Source organism: Gilliamella bombi, from assembly GCF_900103255.1.
Classification (GTDB): domain Bacteria; phylum Pseudomonadota; class Gammaproteobacteria; order Enterobacterales; family Orbaceae; genus Gilliamella; species Gilliamella bombi.
The window spans coordinates 23564-42708 of sequence record NZ_FMWS01000008.1 but is presented as its reverse complement, the minus strand read 5'-3'; the positions used below and the strand labels follow the sequence as shown (position 1 = coordinate 42708).

The following is a 19145-nucleotide window of genomic DNA, read 5'->3' as shown; positions in this document are numbered from 1 at the left end:
TTACAGAGGGGAATAACTAATATTATAAAATTGGAAATATACCACCAAAAATCATAGCACCTAAAATAGCTCCACCTGTGATTGGTTTTTTCCATACATAAAAAAGTAGCGCCCCCAATAATGAACCGGTACCAATAGGAATTGAAGCAACCATCGCAGATAAAATAATCATAGGACCAAGAAATCGTCCTGATGCATTACCTGCCCCCATCATGACATCAGCACCAAAAGTCGAACCACCACCACTATTGACAGTGAATTTACGGATAATAATAATAATTAAGCCTATAAGCACACCTAATATCAATCCAGTTGCTAACGCTGCAAAAAAATTTTCAATAGGTAAAGTATAGCCGCCAGCTAGCAGTAACGCAGGTACACCAAGCCCAATACCTGTTTGCAATGCACCACCGATATCTAAAATGCCGACCAAGGAACCCTCAATAACACGAGCAAATAAAAAACTAGCACCAAAAGCCGCAACAGCGCCATAATCGCCAGTGGTCATTCCTGATTTGAGCATAGCAACAAATGCAATTTCATTAAATGCACCAATACCGTACACATAGAATGTATGCGTTCCAGCAAAAATACCGGCAGATAATAGCCCACAAATAATAGGGAAAGACCAATCGGCATACCAAAAACTTTTATTGACCATTGTTTGTGTATTCATAATGTGTCCCTATATTATTTAAACCAATAAGATAAACCATCTCTAAACGAGTTAATCATCTTCAAATCAAAACCACGGAAATATCCACTCATAACAAATAAAATAATGACAGCAACTAACATGATTTTCATCACACGGTTCCAGCCACTATCATCTACACCTTTGCCAATCAATATACCCAACACCAACCCTGGTACTGCATTGCCCATAATTAACTGTGCAAGCCCACCAAATAACGTTCCCCAAAATCCACTACGACGCCCTGCATCTAGAGCGGCTAACCAGAAAATAACAGGCATAACCGTTGCAACTAACAAGTTAGCGGCAGGAACAAGAACCTTCGTTGCAGTAATTTTTAGCGAATCAGGAATAACTGAAGTGGTTGTATTTAAAAATAACACCACAATCATCCCAATAAATGCACAAGCAAATGCCATTTTTTTAGGATCATGTAAGGTTTCTGCAAGATTACGATTTTTTATCATCAATAAAGCTCCACCCCAGTTAGGGATGATGCGATGATCAACGTCTTGAGTAAAAGAACCAGCAGCAACCGATGAAGCCCACGCATTAAAAAAAAACCCTAAACCAAATGAAAAGTGCGCTGCAGGATCACCTTCACAAGAATTAAGTTCACCTAATGTCCGAAACGCACCCATCCCTTGATAAGTTGGCGCATGAAACATTCGAGCAGCTCCCGCACCGACCCCAAAACCACAAAGTCCGCCGATAATAATAGACTTGAATGCAATAATTAAAATTTCCATAACTTCCCTTTTACGTTATGTTATTTTGAAGTAAATTTAATATCATTTAAATCAATAAAAATTACGTTAACAGATACATCAAGCGTGATTTCATAAAATGTCTTTTTCCTTGGCAAAAAGATAAACAAAAAACGTTCTGTTGTTATCTTTTCTATTGCTGATACAACTTGAATATCAATTGGTTCTATTCGCAACATAATATTATTAATGTTTTTGAGTACTTCTTTCTGAACCTGACTTAAAGCTATAGCAAAAGCTCGCTGCTTAGAATCACCATGACCTTTTACTCTAACAAGTATTTGTTCTGTTTTTTTCATTCTTATTTACCGTTTATGAACGTGAATATTTTTTAAGAAATGCTTTTGCTACACGTTGTCCTAATTCTTCCGTGTCCATAAAACCAAAACCAAGAACTTTACAGCCGTCATTAATAGCTGTTTCACCTTCCTCAATTGATCGCATACCATGGCGTTGTGAATAGCCATATTTATTTTGTGCAGTAATAGCACCAGCTCCACCACTACCACAAAATGAAAGGCCCAAATCGGCATTTTCTTTATTCATTACATCACCTAATTTCATATCTGCTGCCATACCTGGAATGACGATTGCACGACAACCTTCTACTGAGTTAATTCCCTCCGCAATTTTTTGCCCTTTTCCCATTCTATCGCCGATAACAATAACTACTTCTGCCATAATATTTCTCCTATTAATTATTGTTTTTTACTTGTCTAGTAATCGTTTAATTTGCTTTAGCTACTTCATAATGAACTGCCAATAAATATGCTTCTTCTATCGGTAAATTATCAAATAAGTTTATTGTTTTTCTTGCCAGTTCTAAAGATTCTTCTGAAAGTTCATCAAATAACCCAGGGTCGACTTCAGGTAATGTTTCTAATGTTTTGGCCCTTTCAACCATAGCTTTTACATGTGAAAATAACATCGCTTTTTGAACATCATTTTGTATGATTTGATGCTGTACTAACCAACTATTGATGATCGTAATGGTTTGTTCAGTAACTAACTCTGGTTCTAAATTATCCTCGATCATTCGAAATTTTATTGGGTTCATAGCTAATACATATCTCTTATTGTTTTTTGAATTGGATAGAATAAGCGTAAATCAATCAAGGCTTAATGTGGATAGAGAATTTTTCCGTCTGCAAGAGGAAATTTATTATAAAGTTTGCTAAATACAGCAATAAGCAAGAATTGTTACTCTTGATACAACTATTTATTGATTAAATCTATGTTCAATTTTGTGATTTAGATCATAAAACCCGACCTTCACAAATACATTTAAAAATACAATTTCTATAATTTGATTAATTAGATAATACTGTCATTTATACATTGAGGATAATATTCAAACATTGTAAAAAATAGGTAAAAATTAAAAAATTAGTTTATTTTTCCAAAAACGCTCAGGTTTACTATTGATTTTATTTGATTTTTTTAATATTTAAAAAATTAATCTTTTTATACTTAGCTATTTATATTATGAAGACTATGAGCAAATTGTGCAAAATTAACTTAAGCTTTAAAATCCACTTTAGACATCCACTCTGTAGAAAACAGCGCATAGCTTTCTTCTATTTTCTCTTGTGAAAGGTAAAGACGATTCATTACAACATACATGCCTATACTTTTTATATTTATGACTTTTAGTCATCATATAAAAAAATAGCACGCTATGCGTGCTATTTATGAATCAAATCTAATGAGACTATTGATTTTCTTCAGCAGAATTTAGTAACTCAGCTAAATTAGCTGTAGCTTCTTCAGCTGAAATTGTTGTTTGAATCTCATCAGTCGATGGCATTGCTCGTTTACGTAAACGTTCCTTATGGTAAGCATAACCTGTACCAGCTGGAATTAATCGACCAACAATTACGTTTTCTTTTAAGCCACGTAATTCGTCATTTTTACCAGCTACCGCTGCCTCTGTTAAGACGCGAGTCGTTTCTTGGAACGAAGCTGCAGAAATAAACGATTCAGTCGTTAATGATGCTTTGGTAATACCAAGTAGATCGTGTAAATAAACAATTGGTTCTTTACCTTGAGCCTCAAGTTCACGGTTGATAATCTTCAAGCGTGAAACTTCAAGTTGTTCGCCTTCAAGCAAGCGAGAGCCACCAGGATGGATAACTGTTGCTTTACGTAACATTTGGCGCACAATAACTTCAATGTGTTTATCGTTAATTTTTACACCTTGTAGACGATAAACTTCTTGAACCTCGTTTACAATATAACGTGTTACAGCATTAACACCACGTAGACGTAAAATGTCATGAGCCGATTCAGGTCCATCAGAAATTACATCTCCACGACCAACTTGTTCACCTTCAAATACGTTAAGTTGACGCCATTTTGGAATCATTTCCTCATATGGTTCACTACCATCTAACGGAGTGATAATTAAACGACGTTTACCTTTCGTTTCTTTACCAAATGAAATGATACCATCAATTTCAGCTAAAATAGCAGGCTCTTTTGGTTTACGAGCTTCAAATAGGTCAGCAACACGTGGTAAACCACCGGTGATATCTTTGGTACCAACAGATGCTTGTGGAATACGAGCAAGTGTGTCACCAATATTGATTTCTGCACCATCTTCTAACTGTACTAACGCTTTACCTGGTAAAAAGTATTGTGCAAGCATTTCTGTACCAGTAAGATAAATATCTTTACCTTCAGCATCAACAATTTTAATTGCTGGACGTAAATCTTTACCCACCCCAGTACGTTCAGCTACGTCTAATATCACAATAGATGATAAACCAGTTAACTCATCAGTTTGGCGAGTAATAGTTTGTCCATCAACCATATCAACAAAACGAACAAAACCTTTTGCTTCTGAAATAACTGGCATTGTATGCGGATCCCAGTTAGCAACGGTTTCACCCGCATCAACTGTTACACCATCACCTTTACTTAAAATCGAACCGTAAGGAACTTTATAGGTTTCTTTCATTCGACCTAATTCATCAATAATAGTTAATTCAGCATTACGCGAAGTAATAACCAATTTCTTATCTGGGTTAGTTACAAATTTAGCATTAGTTAATTTAATACTACCTTTGTTTTTAACTTGCACACTTGATTCAGCAGCAGCTCGCGATGCCGCACCACCAATATGGAACGTACGCATGGTTAACTGAGTACCTGGTTCACCAATTGATTGCGCAGCAATAACGCCGATGGCTTCACCTTTATTAACCAAATGACCTCTAGCCAAATCTCGTCCATAACATTTTGCACAAACACCAAAATCAGTATCACACGAAACGACTGAACGTACTTTAACGCTATCTACCGATTCAGCTTCAAGTAAGTCACATTTACTTTCATCAAGTAAAGTATTACGTGGAATTAAGATATCTGCACTACCAGGTTTTAATACATCTTCAGCTGTGACTCGACCTAATACACGCTCACGAAGTGGTTCTTTAACATCACCACCTTCAATAACTGGGGTCATGACCACACCTTCTAAGGTGCCACAGTCGTCTTCGATTACCACTAGATCTTGTGCAACGTCAACTAAACGTCGAGTTAAGTAACCTGAGTTTGCGGTTTTTAATGCAGTATCGGCAAGACCTTTACGCGCACCATGAGTAGAAATAAAGTACTGAAGTACGTTTAATCCTTCACGGAAGTTCGCTGTGATTGGTGTTTCGATAATCGAACCATCTGGTTTTGCCATCAAACCACGCATACCGGCAAGCTGACGAATCTGTGCAGCAGAACCACGTGCACCTGAGTCGGCCATCATGTAAATACTATTGAAAGAAGATTGAACTTCTTCCTCACCTTCACGGTTAATGACTTTTTCAGTTGATAGGTTATCCATCATGGCTTTAGCAACACGTTCATTAGCTGCAGCCCAAATATCGATAACTTTATTATAACGTTCACCAGCAGTTACTAAACCTGATTGGAATTGCTCTTGAATTTCAGCAACTTCAATTTCAGCTTCATTGATGATTTGTGATTTCTTAGCTGGAATCTCCATATCATCAATACCAACAGATACCCCTGAACGTGCTGCATAAGCAAATCCAGTGTACATAATTTGGTCGGCTAAAATTACCGTATCTTTCATACCTAATTGGCGATAACAAATATTTAAAATCTTAGAAATCGCTTTTTTACCAAGAGGTTGATTAATAACAGAGAAGTTCATTCCTTTTGGCATAATTAACCATAAAATTGCACGACCAACAGTTGTATCAACAATCGAGGTAGTATCTTCCCACTCACCTACACTATTTCGTTGGCTTTCAGTAATACGAACTTTAACTTTAGCATGTAATTCAACTAGACCTAAACGGTATAGCTTTTCAGCTTCTTTAGGACCAGTTAATACCATGCCTTCGCCTTTGGCATTAATTTTATCACGAGTCATATAGTAAAGACCTAAAACCACGTCCTGAGAAGGAACGATAATAGGTTCTCCACTTGCAGGTGAAAGAATATTGTTGGTTGACATCATTAACGCACGTGCTTCTAACTGAGCTTCTAACGTTAATGGAACGTGAACCGCCATTTGGTCACCATCAAAGTCAGCATTAAATGCCGCACAAACTAGTGGGTGTAATTGAATCGCTTTACCTTCAATTAGGATAGGTTCAAATGCCTGAATACCTAATCTATGTAATGTTGGAGCACGGTTTAATAATACTGGATGTTCACGAATAACTTCATCTAAGATATCCCAAACAATTGCATCTTCACGCTCAACCATTTTCTTCGCAGCTTTAATGGTTGTTGCATAACCGCGACGTTCTAATTTCCCATAAATAAATGGTTTGAATAATTCAAGTGCCATTTTCTTTGGTAAACCACACTGATGCAAATGCAAGTATGGACCTACAGTAATTACAGAACGACCCGAATAGTCAACACGTTTACCTAACAGGTTTTGACGGAAACGACCTTGCTTACCTTTGATCATATCAGCAAGGGATTTTAATGGGCGTTTGTTAGAACCTGTAATCGCACGACCTCGGCGACCATTATCTAATAATGCGTCAACAGATTCTTGTAACATACGTTTTTCATTACGTACAATAATATCTGGTGCAGCTAAATCCAATAAACGTTTTAAACGGTTATTACGGTTAATAACTCTACGGTAAAGATCATTTAGATCTGATGTTGCAAAACGCCCACCATCTAGTGGAACCAATGGACGTAAATCTGGTGGCAACACAGGTAATACATTTAAGATCATCCATTCAGGTTTGTTTTCTGATTGAATAAATGCTTCAATAATCTTAATACGTTTAGTTAGTTTTTTACGCTTAGTTTCAGAATTAGTAGTTGCTAGCTCATCGCGTAGAGCTTCACATTCTGCTTGCACATCAATATTACGCAATAATTCTTGGATAGCTTCAGCACCCATACGAGCATCAAACTCATCACCAAACTCTTCTAACGCGTCAAGATATTGCTCTTCAGTTAAAATCTGACCTCGCTCTAAATTAGTCATGCCACCATCAAGAACCATAAATGACTCAAAATAAAGCACTCGTTCAATATCGCGAAGTGGCATATCAAGTAATAAGCCGATGCGAGAAGGTAATGATTTTAAAAACCAGATATGAGCAGTTGGAGATGCAAGTTCAATGTGCCCCATACGTTCACGACGTACTTTAGCTTGAGTTACTTCAACTCCACATTTTTCACAAATAACACCACGGTGTTTTAGACGTTTATATTTTCCACATAAACATTCATAATCTTTTACTGGTCCGAAAATACGTGCACAAAACAACCCATCACGTTCAGGTTTGAACGTACGATAATTGATTGTTTCAGGTTTTTTGACTTCACCAAAAGACCATGAACGAATCATATCAGGAGAAGCAAGGCCTATCTTGATAGCATCAAAGTCTTCAGTTTTTGTTTGTGCTTTTAGAAACTTTAATAAGTCTTTCACAATTGACTCCTATGGAGTTAAACCAATTAGATAACTTATTATTACTAATAAGTTATCCCTATAAATAGAAATCATTTAAGTTAGAGAAAATTACTCTTCATCTAACTCTATATTTATACCTAGCGAACGAATCTCTTTTAATAGTACATTAAATGATTCTGGAATCGCAGGCTCCATACGATGATCACCATCTACAATATTTTTATACATCTTAGTTCGACCGTTTACGTCATCTGATTTAACAGTTAACATTTCTTGTAAGGTATAAGCTGCACCATATGCTTCAAGTGCCCACACTTCCATCTCACCAAAACGTTGACCACCAAATTGAGCTTTACCACCCAATGGTTGTTGAGTAACCAGACTGTATGAACCTGTAGAACGAGCATGCATTTTGTCATCAACTAAGTGATTCAATTTGAGCATATACATATAACCTACAGTAACTGGACGTTCAAATTTTTCACCTGTACGACCATCATACAAAGTAATTTGACCAGAAGTTGGTAAGTCACCCAGTTCAAGTAATGCCTTAATTTCTTGCTCTTTAGCACCATCAAATACAGGTGTTGCTAATGGCATACCATTACGTAAATTTTGTGCTAAAGTCATCACTTCTTGATCAGTGAATTGTGCAACATTAACTTTTTGCGCAGCACCTAAACCAAGATCATACGCTTTTTGAATAAATTCACGTAATTTAGCTAATTCTTGCTGTTCTTTTAGCATAGCATCGATCTTCTGACCAATACCTTTAGCAGCCATACCCAAATGAGTTTCTAATATCTGTCCAATATTCATACGGGACGGAACACCTAGCGGATTCAATACGATATCAACTGGACGACCTTTTTCATCATATGGCATATCTTCAATTGGATTAATTTTTGAAATAACCCCTTTGTTACCATGACGACCAGCCATCTTATCACCAGGCTGAATTTGACGTTTAACTGCCAAGTAAACTTTAACGATTTTAAGAACGCCAGGCTGTAGATCATCGCCTTGAGTAATCTTCATACGTTTAGCTTCAAGTTTTTTGTTAAACTCTGTTTTTATTTCGTCGTACTGTTCAGCCAACTGTTCTAATTGAGCTTGTTTATCTTCGTCTGCAATACCAATTGTTAGCCATTTTTGATGTGGTAAAGCATCTAATTTATCCGCTTTGATTCCACCTGAAATTAATACATCACGAATTCGAGCAAACAATGCAGCTTCTAAGATTTTAAGTTCTTCAGTTAAATCTTTTCTCGCCTGCTTGAGTTGCATCTCTTCGATTTCAATTGCACGTTTATCTTTTTCTACGCCATCACGAGTAAACACTTGAACATCAATAACAGTACCTGAAACACCATTTGGCACACGTAATGAGGTATCTTTAACGTCAGATGCCTTTTCACCAAAAATAGCACGTAGCAATTTTTCTTCTGGCGTTAATTGAGTTTCACCTTTAGGTGTCACTTTACCAACCAGAATATCGCCACCTTTTACTTCAGCACCGATGTATACAATACCTGATTCATCAAGTTTAGACAGTGCTGCTTCACCTACGTTTGGAATATCCGCCGTAATTTCTTCTGCACCTAATTTTGTATCACGAGAAATACAAGATAACTCTTGAATATGAATCGAGGTAAAACGGTCGTCTTGTACCACTTTTTCAGAAACTAAAATAGAATCCTCAAAGTTATAACCATTCCATGGCATAAATGCCACTCGCATATTTTGCCCTAATGCCAATTCACCTAAGTCAGTAGATGGACCATCTGCAAGTACATCACCACGTTCAACTTTTTCTCCCAACTCCACACATGGAATTTGGTTAATACAAGTATTTTGGTTAGACCGTGTATATTTAGTTAAGTTATAAATATCAATACCTGTTTCACCAGCATATATTTCATCAGCATTAACATTAACCACAATACGCGATGCATCAACATATTGAACTGTACCACCACGACGAGCAACCGCTGTTACACCCGAGTCAACAGCTACTGCACGTTCCATACCAGTCCCAACAAACGGCTTTTCAGCTTTTAAGGTTGGTACTGCTTGACGTTGCATGTTCGCACCCATTAAGGCACGGTTCGCATCATCATGTTCAAGGAATGGAATCAATGAAGCACCAACAGATACAATTTGTTGTGTTGATACGTCCATATAATGAATTTGTTCAGGACTATATAAACCTGATTCACCACTTAAACGACAAGTTACTAAATCTTCTTTAAAACGACCATTTTCATCAAGATTTGAGTTTGCTTGAGCAATTACAAATTCACTTTCATCAATCGCTGATAGATAATTAATTTCATCAGTTACAATGCCATCAATAACACGACGATATGGTGTTTCTAAAAATCCATACTCATTGGTACGAGCATAAACTGCTAATGAATTAATCAAACCAATGTTTGGACCTTCAGGCGTTTCGATTGGACATACACGCCCATAGTGCGTTGGATGTACGTCACGCACTTCAAATCCTGCTCGCTCACGCGTTAAACCACCTGGTCCTAAAGCTGAAATACGACGTTTATGCGTAATTTCGGATAATGGGTTGTTTTGATCCATAAACTGAGATAACTGACTTGAACCAAAGAATTCACGAATCGCTGCTGAAATTGGTTTAGCATTAATCATATCTTGTGGCATTAGTGAATCAAGATCACCTAGAGATAAGCGTTCTTTCACTGCTCGTTCAACACGAACTAAACCAATACGGAATTGGTTTTCTGCCATTTCACCAACACTACGAATACGTCTATTACCTAAATGGTCGATATCATCAACTTCACCGTGACCATTACGAATAGCAATTAATTTCTTCATTACGTCAACGATATCATCTTTCGTTAAAACGCTTTCACCTTCAATGTCATCACGCCCTAATGAACGGTTAAACTTCATTCGACCAACAGCAGATAAATCATAACGTTCTTCAGAAAAGAATAAATTATCAAATAACGCTTCAGCTGCTTCTTTTGTAGGTGGCTCACCTGGACGCATCATGCGATAAATTTCAACTAATGCTCCAAGTCGGTCACGAGTTGAATCAACATTTAATGTCTCAGAAATAAATGCACCATGATCTAAATCATTAGTGAATAATGTTTCTATTTTTTTATAGCCCGCATTCGTTAATTGAAGTAATAGTTCTAATGAAATCGGTGTATTGGCAAAAGCAATTACCTCACCTGTTTCTTCATCAACATAATTTTTAGCAAGAACTTTGTTAACAATATATTCAACTGGTACATCAATTTTGCTAACTTTATCTTTTTCTAACTCACGAATGTGACGAGCTGTAATACGTCGGCCTTTTTCAGCGTAAACTTTACCTTTTGACTCAATATCAAATAGTGCTGTATCACCACGTAAACGCTCTGGAATAAGATCCATTTTTAACTTAGATTTGCTAACTTCAAAAATAGTTTTTTCAAAGAAAATATCTAAAATTTCTTCTGTTTCATAACCTAATGCACGTAAAATAATTGTTGCTGGAAGTTTACGACGACGGTCAATACGAGCAAAAAGATTATCTTTTGGATCAAATTCAAAATCAAGCCAAGAACCACGATAAGGAATAATCCGAGCATTATATAAAACTTTACCAGAAGAGTGCGTTTTACCTTTATCACTATCAAAGAACACACCTGGACTACGATGTAATTGCGATACGATTACACGCTCTGTACCGTTTATCACAAATGTACCATTGTCTGTCATTAAAGGAATTTCGCCCATATAGACGTCTTGCTCTTTAATATCTTTAACTGTTCCCTCTGGCGCATCTTTATCATAAATAACTAAACGTAATTTTACGCGCAACGGTGCTGAGTAAGTGATCCCTCTAATTTGACATTCTTTAACATCAAACACAGGTTCGCCCATCATAAAGCTCACGTACTGTAACTCAGCGTTACCACTATAACTTTTTATCGGAAATATTGAACGGAATGCAGCTTCTAAGCCATATTGTCCTTCTGGATCTTGCTCAATAAATTTCTGGAACGAATCAAGTTGAATAGAAAGAAGATACGGTATATCCAAGACTTGTGGACGCTTACCAAAATTCTTACGAATTCGTTTTTTCTCGGTATAAGAGTAAACCATTAGTTCCTCAACTTGCTTATCTGCTATTTTAGCATGATTAAATATTCATCAGGGTGTTATCGCCAACTGATACACCTGACACCTCATCGAAAATATCTATAAATATCAATTGATTAGGCTTAATAAATATACTATTTCTTTATTATTTTTTATTGATAATCTTCAAATAAAATTCTTTAACTTATTATAGCGCAAAAAGGCTGGAGGTATAAAACCCCCAGCCATTTATCGGAATATCGATAAACTTATTTAAGCTCGACAACTGCACCAGATTCTTCAAGTGCTTTCTTAAGTTCATCAGCATCGGCTTTGCTAACGCCTTCTTTAACTGTTGCTGGAGCTGATTCAACAAGGTCTTTAGCTTCTTTTAAGCCTAAACCAGTTGCACCACGAACTGCTTTGATAACAGCTACTTTATTAGCACCAACATCTTTTAAGATTACATCAAATTCAGTTTTCTCTTCTGCTGCTTCAGCTGGACCTGCTGCGGCTACGGCTACAGCTGCTGCTGCAGAAACACCAAATTTTTCTTCCATCATTGATACAAGCTCAACAACATCCATAACAGACATTTCAGCAACTGCATCTAAAATTTGTTCTTTAGTGATAGACATAATATAGTTTCCCAAATTTACATTTTTTAATTAATAAAATTCACAATCAAACCGCCAATTAAGCAGCTTCTTTTTGATCGCGAACCGCTGCAAGAGTACGAACCAATTTGCCAGCTGCGGCTTCTTTCATGGTTGACATCAAGCGAGCTAATGCTTCTTCATATGTAGGTAATGTTGCTAAGCGATCAATATTCGCTGCAGTAATCAACTCACCTTCAAAGGCTGCGGCTTTAATCTCAAATTTTTCATTTTCTTTCGCAAACGCCTTAAAAATACGCGCTGCAGCACCTGGGTGCTCATTTGAAAATGCAATTAGAGTTGGACCAACAAACGTATCTTTTAAACACTCATATTGAGTGCCCTCAACAACACGGCGTAATAGCGTATTACGAACAACACGCATATAAACACCCGCTTCACGAGCAGATTTACGTAATGCAGTCATTTTTTCTACAGTTATGCCTCGAGAATCAGCAACAACTGCAGATAGCGCACCTTTGGCGATTTCATTGACTTCAGCAACAATTTCTTGTTTATTTTGAAGATTTAGTGCCATTGGTATTGCTCCTGGATTATACTAGGCAAAAGCCTAGACTTATTCAAGCTAGCTACAAATATAGCTAGCACAACCACGATGAGCAGAATCCTTCTATTATATCTTATCAGGTTCTGTCACCGTCTACGTAGGAAAATTAAGTAGTCACACAACAACCACACCTACGGTCTTGGACGGGGTCTGGTTAAGGCCAGACACCAACCGATTTCTCTATTTAATTATAAATAATAATTAAACAGTTGCATTTAATGTTGCTTGATCAATAGCAACACCAGCACCCATTGTAGTAGAAAGGCTAACTTTCTTAATAAATACACCTTTAGAAGAGGCTGGTTTTGCACGTTTCAACGCAACAAGTAATGCTTCTAAATTTTCTTTAAGCTTATCTGCATCAAAATCAGCTTTACCAATAGTAGTATGGATAATACCGTTCTTATCATTACGGTAACGGATCTGACCAGCTTTAGCGTTTTTTACAGCTTCTGCAACGTTAGGAGTTACAGTTCCAACTTTAGGATTTGGCATTAAACCACGTGGTCCTAAAATTTGACCTAATTGACCAACAACGCGCATAGCGTCAGGTGATGCAATTACGACATCAAAATCCATTTCGCCTTTTTTGATTTGATCTGCAAGATCGTCCATACCCACTAATTCAGCACCAGCTTCTTTTGCAGCCTCTGCATTTGCACCCTGAGTAAAGACAGCAACACGCACGCTACGTCCAGTACCATGAGGAAGAACGATCGCACCACGAACATTTTGATCTGATTTACGTGAATCAATACCTAAATTAACAGCAACATCAACACTTTCTGTAAATTTCGCTGTAGCTAATTCTTTTAATAAAGTAATTGCTTCATTGATTTCATATTGTTTAGTTGCGTTTACTTTTTCGCGGATAAGTTTAGCCTTCTTAGATAATTTAGCCATGAATTAACCCTCCACTTCCAAGCCCATTGAACGAGCTGTTCCTTCAATAGAACGCATCATCGTTTCAATGGTCGCACCATTCATATCTGCAGCTTTCAATTCAGCGATTTCGCGAATTTGTGCACTTGTTACTTTACCTACTTTTTTCTTATTAGGTTCACCTGAACCAGACTTGATTTTAGCCGCTTTCTTTAACAAAACAGCTGCTGGAGGTGTTTTAGTTACAAATGTAAATGAACGGTCAGAATAAACTGTAATTACAACAGGAATTGGTAATCCTTTTTCCATGCTTTCTGTTTTAGCATTAAATGCTTTACAGAATTCCATAATATTCACACCATGTTGACCAAGTGCTGGACCAACTGGTGGACTAGGATTTGCTGCACCAGCTGCAACTTGCAACTTGATGTAAGCTTGTACTTTTTTTGCCATTTCTAGTTTCCTTTGCTTGGGTGCAAACGCCTCTATTAATAATAATTATTAATAAATAGACAGCTCCCCTAAGTTAAATGAGGGCAGAATTATCCTATAACTTAATTGAAAATGCAAGATTTAATTTAAGTATAGATAAATCAAAAGCAAGGCAAATACCTTGCTTTAATCCTAAATTACATAAAAATTAAAGAACATCTACAGCGTTAAGCTCTTTAAATGCAAGTTCTAAACGAGTAACTAAAGAATCTTGTCCCTTACGTAACCATACGCGAGGATCGTAGTATTTTTTATTTGGAGCATCAACACCTTCAGGGTTACCTAATTGCCCCTGTAAATAAGCTTCATTTGCTTTGTAGTAATCTAAAATACCTGACCAGTTAGCCCATTGCGTATCTGTGTCAATATTCATTTTAATTACACCATAACTAACTGCTTCAGCAATTTCTTCCGGTGTAGAACCTGATCCACCATGGAATACAAAGTTTAATGATTTAGCTGGTAGATTATATTTTTCAGATACATATTTTTGTGAGTTATCTAAAATTTTTGGCGTTAATTTAACATTACCTGGTTTATAAACTCCATGCACATTACCAAATGAAGCTGCAATAGTAAAACGAGGACTGATAGCACTTAAACGTTCATAAGCATAAGCTACATCTTCCGGTTGAGTATAAAGTGCTGAGCTATCCATATGACTATTATCAACACCATCTTCTTCACCACCAGTACATCCTAGCTCTAACTCTAAAGTCATTTTCATTGCTGACATACGAGCAAGATATTGACAACAAATATCAATATTATCTTTTAATGACTCTTCTGAAAGATCAATCATATGAGATGAAAATAATGGTTTACCTGTTTTAGCAAAATGAGTTTCGCCTGCATCCAGTAACCCATCAACCCATGGAAGTAATTTTTTAGCGCAGTGATCAGTATGAACAATAACAGGGACTCCATATTTTTCAGCCATAAGATGAACATGTTTTGCACCAGAAATAGCACCCAACACAGCACATTCTTGACCTTCTAATTTTAGGCCTTTACCAGCAATAAATTGAGCTCCACCGTTAGAAAACTGAACAATAACAGGAGAACCTACTTTTGCGGCTGTTTCAATAACGGCATTGATAGTATTTGTGTCAACACAGTTAACCGCAGGTAATGCAAAGTTATTTTCGCGAGCGATTTGAAATACTTTTTGAACATCATCACCAGTGACAACACCAGGTTTAACAACATCAGAAATCTTAGTAACCATTTTATTACCTATAAATTTATTTATAAAAATTAAAGGATGAGTAATTATCTCATCCTTTTACTGAACTCAAATACTAGGCCTTTGCTCTAGCTTCTAACATCGCAACAGCGGGTAGTTTTTTACCTTCAACAAATTCAAGAAAAGCCCCGCCACCAGTTGAAATATAAGAGATTTTATCTTCAATACCAAATAGATCGATTGCAGCTAATGTATCCCCACCACCAGCAATTGAAAAACCTTCGCTATCGGCAATTGCTTTGGCCACAATTTCAGTACCACGACGGAAATTAGGAAATTCAAAAACACCCACTGGACCATTCCATAAAATGGTTTTAGCATTTTTGATAATATTTGCTAATACTTCTGCTGATTTATCACCTAAATCAAGAATTTGTTCATTTTCTTTAACATCTTTAACTGATTTTTCAGTCGCTGTTGCTGTTTCACTAAATTCTGTTGCAACACGAACATCAGTTGGAACTGGGATTTCACAGTTAGCCATTAATTTTTTAGCTTCTGGAATTAAGTCTGCTTCATAAAGAGACTTACCTACATTATAACCTTCAGCGGCAATAAAAGTATTAGCAATACCGCCACCAACAATAATTTGGTCAGCAATTTTTGATAAAGAATCAAGTACGGTTAATTTTGTTGATACCTTAGAACCGGCAACGATAGCAACCATTGGCCTTGCTGGATTATCTAATGCTTTACCTAACGCATCAAGTTCAGCTGCTAACAATGGCCCAGCACAAGCCACTGGCGCAAATTTACCAGCACCATGAGTCGAAGCTTGAGCTCGGTGAGCTGTACCAAATGCATCCATTACATAAATATCACAAAGAGCAGCGTATTTTTTAGACAAAGCTTCATCATCTTTACCTTCGCCTACATTGAAACGAACGTTTTCAAGTACAACTAATTCGCCTTCTTTTACATCTACACCATTGAGGTAATCTTTTACTAAACGAACAGGGAATGACACGTGTTCTTTTAAATAATCAACAACAGGTTGTAAAGAGAACTCTGGATTATACTCACCTTCTGTTGGACGGCCAATATGAGAGGTAACCATTACTTTAGCACCTTTTTTGATGGCTTCTTCAATAGTAGGTAGTGATGCTTTAATACGCGCATCGGAAGTTACCTTACCATTTTTGACCGGCACATTAAGATCTGAGCGAATAAATAAGCGTTTTCCTTTTAGATCAAGATCTTGCATTCTAATAATAGACATGATACTTCCCCTTGTAAAATATAAATAAAATAAAACTTACGCTATTCTAACATAAAAATTCTTTTTAGGTTATAGGGATTGCTGTGCAAATAATAAACATTAATAATAAATACAAAAACTACCAACATATTTTTTTATGTAACGCCATTGACAATAGGAAGAAATTAAGGCATATTTTGCCACCTTATTAATATGTAATTTTTATCTAAACTTGGGAGTTGACTTTGGCTAATATCAAATCAGCTAAGAAGCGTGCGGTTCAATCCGAAAAACGCCGTAAACATAATGCTAGTAACCGTTCAATGATGCGTACTTATATTAAGAAAGTTTACGCAGCTGTTGCAGCTGGTGATAAACAAACAGCTGAAGTGGCATTCAAAGACATGCAAGCAGTTGTTGACCGTCAAGCGGCTCGTGGCTTAATTCACAAAAATAAAGCTGCACGTCATAAAGCAAATTTAATCAAACAAATTAAAGCGTTGGCTTAATACATTAATTTTTTAACTAACATAGTTAAAGAAATACGAAAAAAAGTGGTGTAAGCCACTTTTTTTATTTATATACTAGTTTTATTTTACACAATATTATTAAAAAGAGAGTTTATTGTGGTTCAGCGTGATTATGTCAGAAAAAAGAGCCAATCAAAAAAAAGTAAGTCACGAAATAAGCCTAATTTTATGATATTTTTGGCTATTATAATCATTATTTTATTTTCTGCTATTCTCTATTTTGTTGCAAATAATACACCTAAAAAAACCGCTGAACCGCCAAAAACAAAAACTCAACCTCCTTCAATAACTTTACCTGAACAACCTCAAGAGCGTTGGACATACCTTAAGGAATTAGAAACTCCTAATGCTAATTATGGTTCCGCGTCAAGTTCAATTGCTAGTGAAAGAGAGCAAATCCTAAATAGCTTTGTTAATAATTCACGCAGTGTGACGTCTTCTAAAAAAGAAGCAACAACGCAAAACCAAACATCAAATGTAACATCACAACCAACACAAGCTATTACAAACAAATGGCTATTGCAATGTGGAGCATTTAAAGATAAATCGAATGCTGATAAACTAAAAGCTAAGCTTGCAATGACTGGGGTTAGTGGCAATATTTCTTCAGGCCAATTATATCGAGTCACAGTAGGACCTTATACCAGTAAAAAAGAAGCCGATATCACATTAAACTTATTAAATAGTAATGGGATTAATAATTGTGTTATTTCTAACTAGAATATAAAAAGCCGATGAGATCAATGACGCAAATACAGATTTTTATAAAAATGTTATGGAATCGTATCAACCATGACCGGCTAACAACATCTTCTGCGGGACTTGCTTATACCACTATACTAGCACTAGTTCCACTTATTACCGTTATTTTTTCTTTACTTTCAGCTTTTCCTATGTTTGATGAAATTAGCCATTTATTGAAACAATTAATCTATAACAATCTTGTTCCAACGGCGAGTGACACCATTCAAAATTATTTAGAACAATTCATCTCCAATACAAAAAAAATGACCTTTGTTGGTGTAATTGGTCTGATTGTTACATCACTGTTGCTTATCAACTCAATTAATACAGCACTTAATCATATTTGGCAAACTAAACGCAAACGTTCCTTCATGTACAATCTAACCATGTATTGGACAATACTAACCTTAGGCCCAATTTTAATTGGTTCTAGTATAGCAATTAGCTCTTATATTTTTTCATTGAAATGGCTATCTACCGCAACAACGGGTAATATACTACTTAATTGCTTACCATTTAGTATTTCTATGATTGGATTTTGGCTACTTTATAGCATTATCCCGACCGAGTCTGTACCTTTAAAAGAATCGATGATTGGAGCGTTTGTCGCTGCAGCATTATTTGAAATAGGTAAACGCGCATTTGCACTATATGTTACTTCGTTTCCAACATATCAACTTATTTACGGAGTAGTATCATCAATCCCCATTATGTTAGTTTGGATCTATTTTTCTTGGTGCATTGTCTTGTTTGGGGCCGAATTTGCAGCAACCTTAACTGACTATAATAGACAAAAAAAACATATTGTTAACAACCCTTCTTTACCAGAGTAATTAAATTATGATCGCCTTAATCCAACGAGTAAAACAAGCTAGTGTGACAATAGACAATAATATCATTGGACAGATTAATCAGGGTTTACTGATTTTCCTGGGAGTTGAGCAAGATGATGACGAACAAAAAGCAATTCGTTTATGTGATAAAGTTTTAGGTTATCGTATTTTCAGCGATAATGAAGGAAAAATGAATTTAAATGTTAACCAAGCTAATGGCGAAATATTAGTTGTTTCTCAATTCACCCTAGCTGCAGACACTAAAAAAGGAATGCGACCAAGCTTTACAAAAGGCGCTAAACCCGATGAAGCAAATAGGCTTTACCAATTTTTTGTAGAACAATGCCAACAAAAAATAACAACTCAAACAGGCCAATTTGCAGCTGACATGCAAGTATCATTGATTAATGATGGTCCTGTAACATTCTGGTTACAAGTCTAGTTATATAACTAAAATTACATTTAGATAATATTTCGCAAGTTTTACCAATTATTATTTAATATTTGGCAT

General features: G+C 36.2%; 17 protein-coding genes. 4 read left to right on the top strand and 13 right to left on the bottom strand.

The features are described from left to right. Nucleotides 1-22 precede the first annotated feature (22 nt). The 13 genes from B9N71_RS01595 to pgk all read right to left on the bottom strand — a co-directional run bounded on the left by B9N71_RS01595 (nt 23) and on the right by pgk (nt 16548). On the bottom strand, nt 23-661 hold the full coding sequence (locus B9N71_RS01595) for a DUF4310 family protein (RefSeq protein WP_065589668.1): 639 nt from the start codon (nt 659-661) through the stop codon (nt 23-25). 29 nt (nt 662-690) lie between these two features. Further along, on the bottom strand, nt 691-1443 hold the full coding sequence (locus B9N71_RS01590; protein WP_034910435.1) for a DUF4311 domain-containing protein: 753 nt from the start codon (nt 1441-1443) through the stop codon (nt 691-693). 20 nt (nt 1444-1463) lie between these two features. After that, entirely contained in the window at nt 1464-1760 is a 297-nt protein-coding gene (locus B9N71_RS01585) for a DUF4312 family protein (RefSeq protein WP_085163876.1), read from the bottom strand. Nucleotides 1761-1773: 13 nt separating this feature from the next. Then, nucleotides 1774-2142, bottom strand: coding sequence for an SFCGS family glycine-rich protein (locus B9N71_RS01580; RefSeq protein ID WP_085163875.1), 369 nt, complete (start codon nt 2140-2142; stop codon nt 1774-1776). Between the two features lie 46 nt (nt 2143-2188). Then, nucleotides 2189-2518, bottom strand: a complete 330-nt coding sequence (locus B9N71_RS01575) for a hypothetical protein (RefSeq protein WP_051634154.1) — start codon at nt 2516-2518, stop codon at nt 2189-2191. Nucleotides 2519-3172: 654 nt separating this feature from the next. After that, complete coding sequence (gene rpoC / locus B9N71_RS01570; protein WP_085163874.1) at nt 3173-7390, bottom strand: DNA-directed RNA polymerase subunit beta'; 4218 nt, start codon at nt 7388-7390, stop codon at nt 3173-3175. A gap of 90 nt (nt 7391-7480) precedes the next feature. Then, nucleotides 7481-11509 carry a DNA-directed RNA polymerase subunit beta gene (gene rpoB / locus B9N71_RS01565; RefSeq protein ID WP_085163873.1) on the bottom strand — a complete coding sequence of 1343 codons (4029 nt, stop codon included), beginning with the start codon at nt 11507-11509 and terminating at the stop codon, nt 7481-7483. A 245-nt stretch (nt 11510-11754) separates the two neighbouring features. Next, the gene (gene rplL / locus B9N71_RS01560; protein ID WP_034884317.1) at nt 11755-12123 is read right to left on the bottom strand and encodes a 50S ribosomal protein L7/L12; all 369 of its coding nucleotides are present in this window, start codon (nt 12121-12123) and stop codon (nt 11755-11757) included. Between the two features lie 58 nt (nt 12124-12181). Continuing rightward, on the bottom strand, nt 12182-12679 hold the full coding sequence (gene rplJ / locus B9N71_RS01555) for a 50S ribosomal protein L10 (RefSeq protein ID WP_065589635.1): 498 nt from the start codon (nt 12677-12679) through the stop codon (nt 12182-12184). Nucleotides 12680-12910: 231 nt separating this feature from the next. After that, nucleotides 12911-13612: a 50S ribosomal protein L1 gene (rplA, locus tag B9N71_RS01550; protein ID WP_034910418.1), complete on the bottom strand. Its 702-nt coding sequence runs from the start codon at nt 13610-13612 to the stop codon at nt 12911-12913. 3 nt (nt 13613-13615) lie between these two features. Further along, on the bottom strand, nt 13616-14044 hold the full coding sequence (gene rplK / locus B9N71_RS01545; protein WP_034884321.1) for a 50S ribosomal protein L11: 429 nt from the start codon (nt 14042-14044) through the stop codon (nt 13616-13618). Nucleotides 14045-14231: 187 nt separating this feature from the next. Beyond that, nucleotides 14232-15311: a class II fructose-bisphosphate aldolase gene (gene fbaA, locus B9N71_RS01540; RefSeq protein ID WP_085163872.1), complete on the bottom strand. Its 1080-nt coding sequence runs from the start codon at nt 15309-15311 to the stop codon at nt 14232-14234. A 73-nt stretch (nt 15312-15384) separates the two neighbouring features. Continuing rightward, the gene (pgk, locus tag B9N71_RS01535; protein ID WP_085163871.1) at nt 15385-16548 is read right to left on the bottom strand and encodes a phosphoglycerate kinase; all 1164 of its coding nucleotides are present in this window, start codon (nt 16546-16548) and stop codon (nt 15385-15387) included. A 224-nt stretch (nt 16549-16772) separates the two neighbouring features. Between pgk and rpsT the strand changes: the two genes are divergently transcribed. The 4 genes from rpsT (at nt 16773) to dtd (ending at nt 19076) form a co-directional block, all read left to right on the top strand. Next, nucleotides 16773-17036, top strand: coding sequence for a 30S ribosomal protein S20 (gene rpsT / locus B9N71_RS01530; RefSeq protein ID WP_025316521.1), 264 nt, complete (start codon nt 16773-16775; stop codon nt 17034-17036). A gap of 198 nt (nt 17037-17234) precedes the next feature. Then, nucleotides 17235-17777, top strand: a complete 543-nt coding sequence (locus tag B9N71_RS01525; RefSeq protein ID WP_167370035.1) for an SPOR domain-containing protein — start codon at nt 17235-17237, stop codon at nt 17775-17777. Between the two features lie 23 nt (nt 17778-17800). Continuing rightward, complete coding sequence (locus B9N71_RS01520; RefSeq protein ID WP_244178505.1) at nt 17801-18634, top strand: virulence factor BrkB family protein; 834 nt, start codon at nt 17801-17803, stop codon at nt 18632-18634. A 7-nt stretch (nt 18635-18641) separates the two neighbouring features. Beyond that, nucleotides 18642-19076 (top strand): D-aminoacyl-tRNA deacylase, encoded by a 435-nt coding sequence (gene dtd, locus B9N71_RS01515; protein WP_065589641.1) that lies wholly within the window; start codon nt 18642-18644, stop codon nt 19074-19076. The last annotated feature ends 69 nt before the right edge of the window (nt 19077-19145 follow it).